Genomic DNA, 14,188 nt, shown 5'->3' with positions numbered 1-14,188 from the left:
AAAGAGATGAGGATCAGGAAGCTGCCGGGACGCGCCGTCGTGTCCGGCCTGGTGCTGGCACAGACCGTCGTGCACGCCGCGCAGTATCCGCTGGCGCAGGTGCCGCGAAATGCCGCGGTCGCGGAGCCGGCGCCGAACGTGATCGTTTCCGTCGACAACTCCGGAAGCATGTACGGCAGCGGCATGGCTGCCCTGCAGGCTGCTCTCAGGGAGAACTTCTCCGAGGCCAACATTCCCGATCACCGCATCCGCCTCGCCTGGCAGGCGCTGAACGACGATCGCAGTGATCGCAACTGCGCTGCATTCAGAAGCGCCGCGCTTCCTTGCAGGATCGGCGGACGTGTCAACGCGAACCTGATGCGTTCGCTGGACCGGACGCACCGCGCCAATTTCATGGCCTGGGTCAATGCCGTTCAGGCGACGGGGGGCACGCCTCTTCACGAAATGATGACCCGTGCCGGCGAGTACATGCAGATCACCGGCCAGCACAGCCCCTTCTCGGATGATCCGGGTGTGGCCGGAGCCCCGCAGTCGGGCTGCCGCAGGTCGTTCCACATCTTCATGACAGATGGCGACTACTGGCCTCCCTCGGGGTTCGAGAGCTTCATGCCCATCGTCGCCAACGAAGACGGCACGCACCGGCGGCTCCCGGACGGCACCCTCTACGCGCCGTACGCACCCTATGCCGACAACTTCGGGAGGATGAAGCGTCCGACGCTCGCTGACTTGACCTTCGAGTACTGGGCCCGCGATCTGCAACCAGGCGTGCCGAACAGCCTGAGGAAGATCATTGCCGAACCGGGCGATGTGACAGTGGGGCGTGCCAAGGTTCCCGAGTACTGGAATCCCAAGAACGATCCGGCCACCTGGCAGCACCTGACGACCCACTTCATCGGGTTCGGTGCTGCGGGTGACTGGTGGTCGCGACCGAAAATCTCGACGACTGCATTGCACCCCACCTACAGCGGAGACTATGCCGGCGTGGTCGACGGCTCGATCCAATGGCTGGATCCGTTCAGTGGCAATGCACGCATGGACCTCTGGCATGCCGCCCTGAACAGCCGTGGCACGTTCACGCCGGCTTCCAATGCCAAAGCCCTGAGCAGCGCCTTCAAATCCATCCTTGGACAGGTTCTGGTCAACACCGGCACCCCGCTGACCTCCATTTCCGCCAGCGCTTCCCGAGTCTCGACAGACACTTCCGTCTATCAGGCCGGCTACGACACGGCCGACTGGTCCGGCAGGCTCAGCGCCACGAAGTTCGGCACCGACGGCAGGCTTGCTGCCAAAGCCGACTGGTCGGCGCGCGACCTGCTCGATACCCGCATGGCAAGCGCTGGCGCACACGACCGGGACCGCGTTGTACTCAGCTTCTCCGGTACCACGGCTGCGTCGAGGGGCCGCGCAGCGACCACCGGCGCGGGCGTGCCGTTCAGGTGGGCCGACTTGAGCGACGCGCAGAGGGCCGCGCTCAAGGCCAGCACCGACACCGACGCCGAGAGCACCGCCCTCGGCCGGGCCGTGCTCGACTTCCTGCGCGGCGACCGCAGCAACGAGGGCGCCGGCCGCCAGTTCCGCAAGCGCGGCCATGTGCTCGGCGACATCGTGGGCTCCAGCGTCTGGTACGCGGGACAGCCGAAGAGCGGCTTCACCGGCGACGCCTATGCGGCGTTCGCGGCCATCCCCCGCGCGCCGATGGTCTATGTCGGCGCCAACGACGGCATGTTGCATGCTTTCAACGCGAGCACCGGCAAGGAGGCGTTCGCCTACGTGCCCGAAGGCCTCTACGGCACGGCGGCGGCGCCGAATCTCAAGCGGCTCAGCGAAGGCGGCTACACCCACCGGTACTACGTCGACGGCAGTGCCTTCGTCGCCGACATCTACATGGGGCCGACATCCTCGGCCAAGACGACCGACGAGCAGAAGGCGGCGAACTGGAAGTCTTTGCTCTTGGGCACGCTGGGCGCGGGTGGCAAAGGCTACTTCGTGCTCGACGCCACCAGGCCCGAGAGCGTCGACGAGGGCAAGGCCGCCAGCGTCGCGCTGATCGACACGACCGCGCTTGCGGACGACGACCTGGGCCATCAGTTCCAGCAGCCTGCGCTCGATTCCTTCTCGGGGCGGGCGCTGCAGGTCGCCCAGTTGAGCAACGACCGAAAGGCCCTGATCCTGGGCAACGGCTACAACAGCAAGAGTGAGAAGGCGGTGCTGTGGATCCAGTATCTCGATGGCGACAAGGCGGTGCTCAAGATTCCGGCGCCGGTCACGCAGGAGAAGGACACGGGCAACGGCCTGTCCGCGCCACGTCCGGTGGACCTCAATGGCGATGGCAAGGTCGACCTTGTCTACGCCGGAGACCTGCTCGGCAATCTCTGGAAGTTCGACCTCGGCGGCACCGACAGCCGGCAGTGGAAAGCCACGATGGGGCCTCTCAGCTCGAATCGTCCGGCCGCAACCGGGGCCGCGACCCCGTCCGGCCTCGACAACAAGCCGCTGTTCGCGGCCGGCGCCAGCCAGCCGATCACGACGGCGCCGGTGGTTGTGGGGCATCCGCGCGGTGGCTACATGGTGGTGTTCGGCACCGGTCGGCTGTTCGCCTCCGGCGACGAGCGCTCGACCGCCGACCAGTACCTGTACGGCATCTGGGACCCGGTCAACGGAAGCTCGAGCACCGCGACGAGGAGCGACCTCGTGGCGCAGACCATCGGCGCCACACCGGTCGAGGAGGGCGATGCCGAGTTGCGCACCGTCTCCCACAACGCCGTGAGCTACACCGGCTCGGAGGCCAAGCGCGGCTGGCACCTGAAGCTGCCTGCGTCGGGAGAGCGTGTCGTCTATCCGGGTGATGTGCTGACCAGCGGCATCGGGCTGTTCTCGAGCACCATTCCCGGCTCAGGCAGCAATTCGGTCACCTGCACCGCCGGAACGGGCGACGACGGCTGGTCGCTGGTAATCGACTTCTTCAGCGGCTCTGCGCCCGAGGGCATTGCGTATTCCACTTCCGGCGCGGTGGGGGCCTATGCCGGCTTCCGGAATCGCTCCGGCAAGGACGACATGGTTCTTCAGCCGAAGAACAAGGAAAAGGGCAAGGACGTGATCTGCAATGCCGCCGGAGAGTGCAAGACGTTGACACGGCCCGACGTCGTGCGCCGCTTCGGCTGGCGCAGCCTGATGTCGACCGACTGAAGGGAGGAGAACCATGAAAAAGCAATCCAGGACACAGTCTGGTAGACGGGGCCGCTCGCGCGGCTTCACGCTGATCGAACTCATGATCGTGACGGCGGTGATCGGCATCCTCGCCGCCATCGCCTACCCGAGCTACACGCGCTACGTGCTGCGGGCCAAGCGGGCCGACGCGAAGCAGCAGTTGTTGCAGGCGGCGCAGTGGACCGAGCGCTACATGACCGCCAACGGACGCTATCCGCCGGCGACCGTCGCGCTGCCGGCCGGACTGGGGCAGTCGCCGTCGTCCGGCACGGCGAACTATTCCATCAGCTATGTCGCAAGAAACGAGACCAGCTACACCTTGCAAGCCGTTCCAGCGGGGGCTTCGCGCAATGACGAGTGCGGAACCCTCACGGTCAACCAGCTGGGCGTCAAGCTGGCGGGCAGCAGCACCGACGCTTCGAGTGCGCTGGTGCAGCTTTGCTGGAACCGTTGAGGTGCCTGTGAGAGTACGTCGGTTGCCGACGCGGCTCAGATATCGCGCAGCAACTGCCTGAACTCGTCCACGTCCTCGAAGCTGCGGTACACCGAGGCAAAGCGCACGTAGGCGACCTTGTCGAGCTTCTTGAGTTCGCGCATCACGAGCTCGCCGACCTTGGTCGAGTCGATTTCGCGCAGGCCGCTGGCCAGCAGCTTCTGCTCGATGCGCAGCAGGGCGTTGTCGATCTGCTCGATGCTCACCGGGCGCTTGCGCAGCGCCAGCATCATGGAGGCGCGCACCTTGGTCGATTCGAAGTCGGCGCGGCTGCCGTCCTTCTTCACGACGACGGGAAAATTGACGTCCGGCCGCTCGTAGGTGGTGAAGCGCTTGTCGCAAGCGCTGCACTGGCGGCGCCTGCGGACGAAGTCGGCGTCTTCCGAAACGCGGGTCTCGACGACCTGCGTTTCAAGATGACCGCAAAAAGGGCATTTCATGCGGTCAGGTCTTCTTGCTCGGAATCAGCGGTAGACAGGGAAGCGGCTCGTCAGCGCGTGGACCTTGGCGCGCACGGCGTCGATGTTCGCCGCGTCGCGCGGGTTCTCGAGCACGTCGGCGATCAGGTTTGCGGTGATTCGGGCCTCTTCGTCCTTGAAGCCGCGGGTGGTCATGGCGGGGGTGCCGATGCGCACGCCGCTGGTGACCATCGGCTTTTCCGGGTCGTTGGGGATCGCGTTCTTGTTGATCGTCATGTGGGCGCTGCCCAGCACGGCTTCGGCTTCCTTGCCGGTGATGCCCTTGGCGCGCAGGTCGACCAGCATCACATGGCTTTCGGTGCGTCCGCTCACGATGCGCAGGCCGCGCTGGGTGAGGGTGTCGGCCACGATCTGGGCGTTCTTGACCACCTGTTGCTGGTAGGCCTTGAACTCGGGCGCCATGGCTTCCTTGAAAGCGACGGCCTTGGCGGCGATCACATGCATCAGCGGGCCGCCTTGCAGGCCGGGGAAGATGGCGCTGTTGATGGCCTTCTCGTGCTGCGACTTCATCAGGATGATGCCGCCGCGCGGGCCGCGCAGGCTCTTGTGGGTGGTGGAGGTGACCACGTCGGCATGCGGCACCGGGTTGGGGTACACGCCCGCGGCCACGAGGCCTGCGTAGTGGGCGATGTCGACCATGAAGATCGCGCCGACGTCCTTGGCCACCTTGGCGAAGCGCTCGAAATCGATGCGCAGCGAATACGCCGAGGCGCCCGCGATGATGAGCTTGGGCATGTGCTCGTGCGCCTTGCGTTCCATCGCGTCGTAGTCGATGGCTTCGTTGGCGTCCAGGCCGTAGCTCACGACGTTGAACCACTTGCCGCTCATATTGAGAGGCATGCCGTGGGTCAGGTGGCCGCCTTCGGCCAGGCTCATGCCCATGATGGTGTCGCCGGGCTTCAGGAAGGCGAGCATCACGGCTTCGTTGGCCGAGGCGCCGCAATGCGGCTGCACGTTGGCGGCGTCGGCGCCGAAGATCTGCTTGACGCGGTCGATGGCCAGCTGCTCGGCCACGTCGACGTGCTCGCAGCCGCCGTAGTAGCGCTTGCCCGGATAGCCTTCGGCGTACTTATTAGTGAGCTGCGAGCCCTGGGCAGCCATGACGGCCGGCGAGGCGTAGTTCTCGCTGGCGATCAGCTCGATGTGATGTTCCTGGCGCGCGTTTTCGGCTTGAATCGCGGCCCAGATTTCGGGATCGGTCTGTTCGACCAGGATGTTGCGTTGGTACATGGCAGTCCTTTGAAGACGAGGTCCTTGTTCTTCAACCAAACAAGGGCTGCCCAGGCGAACGGCTGAACGCCTGTTGTGGTCAGGCGGTACGCTTCCCAGTGGTATTCCACGTCAGCGCGTGGCACCGTGTTCGGGTGCTGCGCCTATCGCCAGTCGCGTACCCGCCGAGTGTAGCTCACACCCGGCCCGAAACCTCTTCAGGAAACGGAGGAGAGCAGGGCCACCTTGGCCGGCTCAGTGCGTTCTTCGGCAGGCTTGGGCGGTGTTGCCACAGGGATCGGCTGCGGACGCACGGTTGGCGGTGTGACCGTCGACGGCGCGCGGCCGTTGGCCACCTGCAGCAGGCGTTCGTGCTCGGCCATCACCTTGGCGGCGTAGCCGCCGTCGTCCTCGAGGTTGGCCGCGCCCACGTAGTAGCGCAGGCCGCCTTCGAGGGAGCCGGCGCGCGAGATGCATTCCTGCAGCACCTTGACGCCGACGCGCATGTTGGTCACCGGGTCGAAGGCGGTGAGCGTGCCGCCCGCGCTTTCGTACTTGTCGCCGTGCACGCGGGTCATGACCTGCATGAGGCCTTGCGCGCCGACCTGGCTCTGGGCGAACGGGTTGAAGCTGGATTCGACGGCCATGATCGCGAGGATCAGGGTCGGGTCGATCTTCGTGCGCTTGCCGATGCCATAGGCCTCGGCCACGAGCACGCTCAGCGGTTCGGCGGCCACGCGGTACTTCTTGCTCAGCCAGTAAGCCACGGCGGCCTGCTGCTTGGGCAGATCGGCGGGGCTCGCGGCCGTGGTGCGCTCGATGGCGGTGGGCTCGAGATCGGTGACTTCAGGCGCAGGCTTGCGCGACTGCAGCCAGCCCATCAGTTGCTCCTCGCCGGTCTTGCGCAGGTCGGGCCGCGCCACGAGGGCGAGGGCCGCGAACACAATGGCCAGGCCGACCAGTGCAAACCCGTTGTGGGTAATTTCAAAAAAGCCGTCTGCCACATCGGACACGAAGGTCCTTAGCCCGCGGGCCGTGACATCAAACGCCTTGTTCATCGCTCTTCCTTTCTGTGCGGCACCCGAGTCGCAACGCCACGGAAGGCGATGGATGAAGGCAGCGGCGCTTGGATTGGTACGAATCAGGCTCCGCGCATGGAGTGAAGGGGGTTAGGGGCGCGGCGACCTGATCAAGCCGGGGGAGTTCGGCAGCGGATTCAGGGTGGCTCTGCCGCGTCGGGCGGTCAGAGCAGGGCGGATTCTAGCGTGGCTAAATACCCGGTCAAGCATAAGGACTTGCTTCGTTATGCTAATAGTTGTTTAAAAAAGTTGCCGTTTCGAGGCGTTTCGGCTTAGGGGAAATCCCTTTGTAAAACGCGTTTGCAATCCGAGGGTGCGACGCCTAATCTGGACGGGCCTGAGCTTTTCAGGTGTTTTTCCGAGGTCCGGCAGCCCGAGGTGCAAGTCAAGGGTTCAGCGTCCGAGGATCCACGGTGGCAATCTCTTGCTGCCAGCACGGCAGGAACCATTGACTTCCGGTCGCGCGAATCGATGGCATGGGTTTTGTGCCCGCCATCAAGCCCGGTGACTAGACACTCCGTCGAATCACCGGGCTTTCTTTTGGCTTGCCCCCAGGCCGCGCGCACTTCGTGTCGCTTCTCCTACCCCCTGCCGGGGGCAACACTTGAGGCCCGGCAAAGCCGGTTCCTCGGTGTTTCTGGCATTTCTTCCGGAGGTGGGCTTGCGTCCTTTTTGCGTACCTCGCGTTGCCGCTTGTTTGCGGCACACTCTGGCGATGGACGTAGCTTCGATCAAACAAAACAAATGGGTGCGACGTGGGATCGTCGCGGTGCTGGTTCTGTTGGCCTTCTGGGTCATTGCCTGGCTGGCGGTGCCGCCGATTGCCAAGAGCCAGCTTCAGAAGATCGCAAGCGAGAAGCTGGGGCGGCAGGTAACAGTCGGCAAGATCGATTTCAAGCCTTGGACGCTCGAACTCACGCTGAACGACCTGCGCATTGCCACCGCCGACGGCAGCAAGTCGCAGGTGGCCATCAACCGCATCTACGCCGATGCCGAATTGCAGTCGATCTTCCGGCTCGCACCAGTGATCGACGCGGTCACGGTCGACGGGCCTGCAATCCTGCTCACGCACCAGGCCGACGGCAAATACGACATCGACGACATCCTTGCCAAGCTCTCGGCCGGCCCGCCGCCCGACCCGAACGCCAAGCCGGCGCGCTTTGCCATCTACAACATCGCAATCAATGGTGGTTCCGTCGACTTCGACGACCAGACCGTCAAGCGCAAGCACGAACTGCGCGACTTCGTGCTCAAGGTGCCCTTCCTGAGCAACCTCGATTCCAAGCGCGACATCAACACCGAGCCCAAGCTCGCCTTCGCTCTCAATGGCAGCAAATTCGACTCGGCCGCCTTCACCACGCCCTTCTCCGACAACCGCAAGACCGACGCCCACGTGCAGTTCAAGGGGCTCGACCTCGTGCCGTATCTCGGCTACATCCCGGGCGGCCTGCCGGTGAAACTCCAGGCAGGCAGCCTCGATGCCGACCTGAAGATCGGCTTCGAGCAAGCCGCGACCACTGGTCTGAAGATCACTGGCACGGTCGAGGCGCACGCCACCAAGGTGGCCGATGCGCGTGGCCGCGACCTGCTGGCCTTCGATTCGCTCAAGCTGGCATTGGCCGACGTGCGCCCGTTGGAGTCGGTGTTCCATCTGAGCGAAGTCGCGCTGGTCAAGCCGCAACTGGCGGTGGCGCGCGACGCGGCCGGAAAGCTCAATCTGCTGGCCACCGACCCGGCCACCGGCGCGACCGAGAAGGTCGCGTCACCACCCGCCGCGGCAGCGAGCGCACCGGCCGGCAAGCCGGCACCAAAGCCCGTTCTGAAGGTGCAGGTCGACAAGGTGGCCCTGAACGGCGGGCGCATCGGCTGGCGCGACGAAACCGTCAATCCCGCTGCCGCCGTCGACCTGACCGACCTCGGCATCGACGTCACCGGCGTCACCTGGCCGATGGAAAAGCCGGCAGAGTTCAATGGCAGCACGGCCATTGCCGGCGCCTCGCTCAAGTTCAAGGGCAGCGCTACAGACAAGGTGGCCGACGTGCAGACCGAGGTCGACGCGCTGCCGCTGTCACTGGCCGCACCTTATCTGGCGCAGAGCCTGGAGCCCACGCTGGATGGCAAGCTCAGCGGGCAGATCGACATCGCCTGGGCCCAGCCCGACCTGAAGTTCAAGGCGCGCCGCCTGTCCGCCGATGGGCTTGCGCTGACCCAAGCCAAGACCGCACTGGCCAGCGTCGGCCGCTTCGAACTGGTCGACGCCGAGGTCGATATGACGAAGCACACATTGAATGTGGCCTCGTTCACTGCGACCAACCCCAAGGTGCGCGTGGAGCGCGACAGCGAGAAACGCTGGATGTTCGAGCGCTGGCTCAAGACGCCGGCCGGCGGCGGCACCAAGGAAGCCGAGGCGAAGGTCGCCGCACCCAAGCCTGCGGCTGCCGAAACGCCGCAGCCCGGCGCCAACACCAAGCCCTGGGCGCTGACCATCGGCACGCTGGCGGTCGACAACGGCGCGCTCTCTTATGCGGACAAGGCCGGCGCGAACCCGGTGACCGTGGAAGTCACTGCCTTCAAGCTCCACGCCCAGAAGGTCGCGCCCGACACCAATACGACGTCGCCGCTCGAAGTTTCCGGCCGCATCGGTTCAGGGCGCTCCGACCCGGGGCGCTTCGACTACAAGGGCAATGTCGTGCTCAAGCCGCTCGCGGCCGAGGGCCGGCTGGAGGTGGTGTCGTTCCCCGCCCATACCTTCAAGGCTTACTACGCGGATGCGCTCAACGTCGACATCCGCCGCGCCTTCGCGAGCTATCGCGGCACGGTGCGCTATGCGACGTTGCCGGCGGGCATGAGCATCAAGCTGTCGGGCGACACCGCACTCGACGACTTCCGCGCCAACAGCGTCTCGCTCACCCAGTCGCCCGGCTTCGACCGCAACACCAACCAGCTGCTGAGCTGGAAGACCCTGAGCCTGCGCGGCCTGCAGGTCAGCATGGCGCCCAACGCGCCGCCGAACGTGGACGTGCGCGAGACCACGCTGACCGACTTTTTCGCCCGCGTGATCATCGACCCCACCGGCCGGCTCAACCTGCTGAACCTGACCAAGAAGGGCGAGGCACAAGCCAACGCCGTTGCCGCGGCAGCGGGCGAAGCCTCCACCCGCAAGGGCCCGGGTGGCACGACCACCACGACACGAGCCGTGCCGGCCAGGCCTTCGGGCGGCGCACCGGTGTCGGCCGAAAACATGGTCGGGGGAACGCCCGAGCCGGCCAAGCCGGCGGCAGCCGCCGCGCCAGTCGCCACCGCGCAGGCGGACAGCGGCCCCGCGCCCGTCATCAACTTCGGCCCGATGAGCCTGGTCAACGGCAAGATCGACTTCACTGACCTGTTCGTCAAGCCCAACTACTCGGCCGACCTCAGCGAGCTGACCGGCAAGCTCAGCTCGTTCTCGTCGAACCCGCCGAAGGGTGAGAGCGGCCGGCCCGCGCTGGCCGACCTCGAACTGCGCGGCAAGGCGCAGCAGACAGCCGCGCTGGAAATCACCGGCAAGCTCAACCCGCTGGCCAAACCGCTCGAACTCGACATCACCGCCAAGATGCGTGATCTCGACCTGGCCCCGCTGTCGCCGTACTCGGTGCGCTACGCCGGCCACGGCATCGAGCGCGGCAAGATGAGCATGGACGTCAACTACAAGGTCGCGCCCGATGGCCAGCTGACGGCCACCAACAAGCTGGTGCTCAATCAGCTGCAGTTCGGCGACGAGGTGGCGGGCGCGCCTGCCAGCCTCCCGGTGAAGCTGGCCGTGGCCCTGCTGGCCGACCGCAACGGCGTGATCGACGTCGACCTGCCGCTCAGCGGCTCGCTCAACGATCCACAGTTCAGCGTCGGCCCGCTGATCTGGAAGGCCGTGGTCAACCTGATCGTCAAGGCCGTGACGGCACCGTTCAGCCTGCTTACCGGCGGCCTGGGCGGCGGCAGCGGTGAATCGAGTGCCATCACCTTCGAGCCCGGCAGTTCCGAGCTGAGCGCCGCCGCGAAAGAAGGCCTGGACAAGGTCGCGAAGGCGCTGACCGACCGGACCACGCTGCAGATGACGGTGATCGGCACTTCCAGCCTCGAGAAGGAGCGCGACGCCTACCAGCGCCAGCGCGTGCGCCAGCTCGCCTACGCCGAGAAGCGCCGCGTTGCGGTGCGCGGCGGCCAGACCGGCACCGACGTGCCACCCGTCACCGACGCCGAATACCCGGAGCTGCTGACCGCCGTGTACAAGCGCGCGGACATCACCAAGCCGCGCAACCTCGTCGGCCTGGCCAAAGACCTGCCCGTGCCGGACATGGAAAAACTGCTGTTCGCCAGCGTGCCGGTCGACGAGGAGTCGATGCGCCAGCTGGCGGTCGAGCGCGGCGCGGCCGTGCGCGACTACCTGCTCGCGAAGAAGCTGCCGAGCGAGCGCCTCTTCCTGGGAGCCGTGCGCACAAGTGCCAGCGGCAGCGACTGGAAACCGGGCGCCGAGCTCAGCCTGACCATGAAGTGAGGCGCGACGACCCGATCAGGATCCGGTCCGCGGACTTGGTTTTTTTCTCCAGCTTGCTATATATGTAGTCCGTTAACCTCCACGCCCACAACCCCGCGTACGCCACCGTTTCTGGACGGAATTCAATGGCCAGCCGCAAGTGGGTGAAAATGTCGATGTGCGCCGGCCTTTGCCGGCGCCTTCGCTTTCTCTACCAAGACAACGATTTCGCGCAGTGACCTCTACTTCTTCCAAGCCACACGACCTTCAGGCCCTCGACACGCTCACCGGCGGCGCCTTCACCGCGCCGACTTCCGGCGAGCGCGCCGCGCGCATCCGCGACTGGCTCGCGGGCACTCCCACTGCCGAGCAGATGCAGGAGGTCTTCAAGGAGCTGAGCGGTCGTGACAAGGGCGCCGCGCGCCTGCTGCGCGAAAAGCTCGACGAACTCAAGCGCGCCAAGGGGCAGGAGGCAATTGCCGCCGAATGGGCGCAAAAGGCCGAGGCCCTGCTGGGGCAGTCCAAGCTCAACATCGCCGATGCACTGGCCTGGCAGCGCGACGCCGCCAAGGCCGGCGCGCCGCTGTCGCGCGAGCCGTTGGCCGGCCTGAAGCTCAAGCTGGCCGAACGCGTCAAGGGCATCGAAGACCTGCAGCACCGCGCCCAGGTGCACCGTGAAGCCGCCGTGCTGCTGGCGCAGCGCTTCGAAGTGCTGTCCACCAAGGGCTGGCAGGACGCCCAGGCCGCCGAAGAATCGCTGCGTGCCGACGTGACCCACTGGCAGCAGCAGGCAGCCGAGATCACGACCGACGCCAACTGGACCAGCCTCGACGCCAAGTTCGCGCCGCAGCTCGAATCGTCCAAGTCGCAACTGCTGGTGGTGTCCGATGCGTTCCACAGCGCATTGGCCCAGGCCCTTGCTGCTGCCGCCGATGCTGCTGCGCCGTTGCCGCCAGTGCCCGTGTGGGCCGACGAACTGCGCGCCGCGCGCGGTGAGGTCGTGGCGCCCAAGCCCGCCGCGCCCGCTCGCCCCGCCGCACCCAAGGTCGACCCGGCCTTGCGCGCCGCCGCGCAAGACGCCGTGCAGGCTGCGCTCGCCAAGCTCGAACAGGAAACTGCCGAAGGCCATGGCAAGGCCAGCGCCGGCGCGGCTGCCGCGCTGCGCGCCGTGCTCAAGGAGCACGGCAAGCTGGTCGAAGCGCCGCTCGAAGCCCGCGTGCATGCCGCGCTGGTGGCCGCTGGCGAACTCGAAGGCTGGCAGCGCTGGAGCGCCGACAAGGTGCGCGAAGACCTCGTGGCCAAGGCCGAAGGCCTGCTCAAGCGCCCCGAAGGCCAGGCCCTTGGCGGCCGCAAGATGCAGGAAACGCTGCGCGCTCTGCGCGACCAGTGGAAGCAGGCCGACCAGGGCGGCGTGCCGAACCACGCGCTCTGGAAGCGCTTCGACGAAGCCTGCAACGAAGCCCACAAGGTGGTCGAGGCCTGGCTCGAAAAGGTTCGCGCCGATGCGGCCGAGCATCGCGCGCTCCGCGTCGCGCTGATCGAGGAAGTCAAGGCCTGGGCCGCCGAGCATGCCGGTGCCACCGACCTGAAGGCGCACAACCGCGCGCTGCACCAGTTCGCCGACCGCTGGCGCGATGCCGGTCACGTGGGCGAAAAGGTGTTCGCAGAGCTGCAGCCGCTGTGGAACGAAGCCTTCGGCGCGGCCCGCGCTCCGTTCGAGACGGCGCAGAAGGCCAGCGTCGAACGCCGCCAGGCCATGATCGCCGAGGCGGCTGAACTCGGCGCCCAGCCGATGCTGCGCATCGACGCCGTGAAGGCGCTGCAGCAGCGCTGGCAGGCCGAGGCGCAGAGCGTGCCGCTCGACCGCCGCCACGAACAGAAGCTGTGGGACGCGTTCCGCGCGCCCATCGACGAAGCTTTCAACCGCAAGACGGCAGAGCGCGAAAAGGCGTCGGCCGCGATGAGCGAGCACGACCGCTATGTGCTCGAAGCGTCCAAGGCGCTCGACGCAGCCAATGCCGGCGGCGACGTGCAGAAGATCCGTGCCGCCATTGCCCGCCTGGAAGGCGCGCTGCGCGGCGAGGCACCGCCGCCCGCGCCGAAGGCCGAGCAAGCCGCTGTCGCGACCGACGGCCCATCGGTCGGCGCGACCGAGGTCGTGGCCCCGGGGCAGGCGGCTGCCGAATTCGGCGAAAGCGCCGAGCAGGCACCGAGCCCGAGCGATGCGGAAGCCTCGCCCGGCACGACCGCCGATGCAGCGCCCGCCGCTTCGGCCGATCTCGTGGCTCCCGCCGACGGCGCCGATGCTTCGGCACGCACCGATGGCGAGGCGCATGACGCCGGCGAAGCCGCCGCTGCGGAAGCGCCAGCCGCGGCGCCGAAGCCCGCACCGAAGCCAGTCGTGGCCATGCGTGGCGACGACCGCCCGAGCAGCAAGAAAGCCGAAGCAGCGCCTGCAGCCCGCGGTGCCGGTGGCCGTTTCGGCGACCGTCGCGATGGCGGACGTCCCGGTGCCGGTGGCCCGGGTCGCCCTGGTGATCGCGGCGACCGTGGGGCGCCCCGTGGCGACGCGCGTGGAGATCGCGGTGCACCAGCCGGCCGCTTCGGCGATCGTCCGCCGCGCTTCGAAGATCGCGGCCCGCGCCTGGGCGACGCGGCCTTCCGCGCGCAACGCGAAGCGCTCGAACGCGCCGACATGGCGCTGCGCAAGCTCGCAGCACAAGCGCATGGCGAAGCCCTGACGCAGGTGCTGGGCGCATGGGAACAGCGCGACGCCAGCCGCTTGCCGAGCATCCAGGAACTGGGCCGCGCGGTCACGCCCGCGGTGCGCACTGGATGGTCGCAGGCCATCGGCTCTGCGCCGACGGCCGCCGCGAACGATGCCGCCGAAGCGCTGCTGCGTCTCGAAATGGCCGCCGAAGTGCCGACACCTGCCGAGCAACTCGACGCGCGCCGTGCACTGCAACTCAAGCTGCTGACGAAGCGCGGCGATCCGGCCCCGGCTCAGACCTGGGGCCAGGATGCCGGCAAGGTGCTGGCCGCGGCGCACGATGCTTCCAGTGCGCGCCGTCTGCAGAATGCGCTGAAGGCATTGCTGCGCAAGTAAGAGGCAACCTCCAAAGCCTCCGGCCAGATATCGATGGCCATGAAAAAGGCGCCCCGCGGGGCGCCTTTTTCTTTGGGGCAGTTGCTGCAAGTCGACTGCCCCCTG

Annotated in this window: 7 protein-coding genes and 1 riboswitch; of the genes, 4 read left to right on the top strand and 3 right to left on the bottom strand. The window is 66.8% G+C overall.

What is annotated here, in order from left to right; translation table 11 throughout:
• The first annotated feature begins 6 nt into the window (after positions 1 to 6).
• Complete coding sequence (locus ACN9MV_RS18825; protein WP_426388949.1) at positions 7 to 3,186, top strand: PilC/PilY family type IV pilus protein; 3,180 nt, start codon at positions 7 to 9, stop codon at positions 3,184 to 3,186.
• Positions 3,187 to 3,199: 13 nt separating this feature from the next.
• Positions 3,200 to 3,661, top strand: coding sequence for a type IV pilin protein (locus ACN9MV_RS18820; protein WP_426388947.1), 462 nt, complete (start codon positions 3,200 to 3,202; stop codon positions 3,659 to 3,661).
• Positions 3,662 to 3,696: 35 nt separating this feature from the next.
• Here ACN9MV_RS18820 and nrdR read toward each other — a convergent pair whose 3' ends face one another.
• From nrdR to ACN9MV_RS18805, 3 genes are all read right to left on the bottom strand, one after another.
• The gene (gene nrdR / locus ACN9MV_RS18815; RefSeq protein ID WP_093175968.1) at positions 3,697 to 4,140 is read right to left on the bottom strand and encodes a transcriptional regulator NrdR; all 444 of its coding nucleotides are present in this window, start codon (positions 4,138 to 4,140) and stop codon (positions 3,697 to 3,699) included.
• Positions 4,141 to 4,164: 24 nt separating this feature from the next.
• Complete coding sequence (gene glyA / locus ACN9MV_RS18810) at positions 4,165 to 5,409, bottom strand: serine hydroxymethyltransferase (protein WP_093073667.1); 1,245 nt, start codon at positions 5,407 to 5,409, stop codon at positions 4,165 to 4,167.
• 41 nt (positions 5,410 to 5,450) lie between these two features.
• Positions 5,451 to 5,576: riboswitch (ZMP/ZTP riboswitch) on the bottom strand.
• Between the two features lie 30 nt (positions 5,577 to 5,606).
• The gene (locus ACN9MV_RS18805) at positions 5,607 to 6,446 is read right to left on the bottom strand and encodes a lytic transglycosylase domain-containing protein (RefSeq protein WP_093055958.1); all 840 of its coding nucleotides are present in this window, start codon (positions 6,444 to 6,446) and stop codon (positions 5,607 to 5,609) included.
• A 736-nt stretch (positions 6,447 to 7,182) separates the two neighbouring features.
• Between ACN9MV_RS18805 and ACN9MV_RS18800 the strand changes: the two genes are divergently transcribed.
• Positions 7,183 to 10,998 (top strand): DUF748 domain-containing protein, encoded by a 3,816-nt coding sequence (locus ACN9MV_RS18800; protein ID WP_426388944.1) that lies wholly within the window; start codon positions 7,183 to 7,185, stop codon positions 10,996 to 10,998.
• 214 nt (positions 10,999 to 11,212) lie between these two features.
• Complete coding sequence (locus ACN9MV_RS18795) at positions 11,213 to 14,083, top strand: DUF349 domain-containing protein (RefSeq protein WP_426388943.1); 2,871 nt, start codon at positions 11,213 to 11,215, stop codon at positions 14,081 to 14,083.
• Positions 14,084 to 14,188: the final 105 nt, after the last annotated feature.

This window comes from Variovorax sp. R-27, from assembly GCF_049913215.1.
Taxonomy (GTDB): Bacteria; Pseudomonadota; Gammaproteobacteria; order Burkholderiales; family Burkholderiaceae_C; genus Variovorax.
The sequence above is the reverse complement of the archived record's forward strand: the minus strand, read 5'-3'. Positions and strand labels throughout refer to the sequence as shown.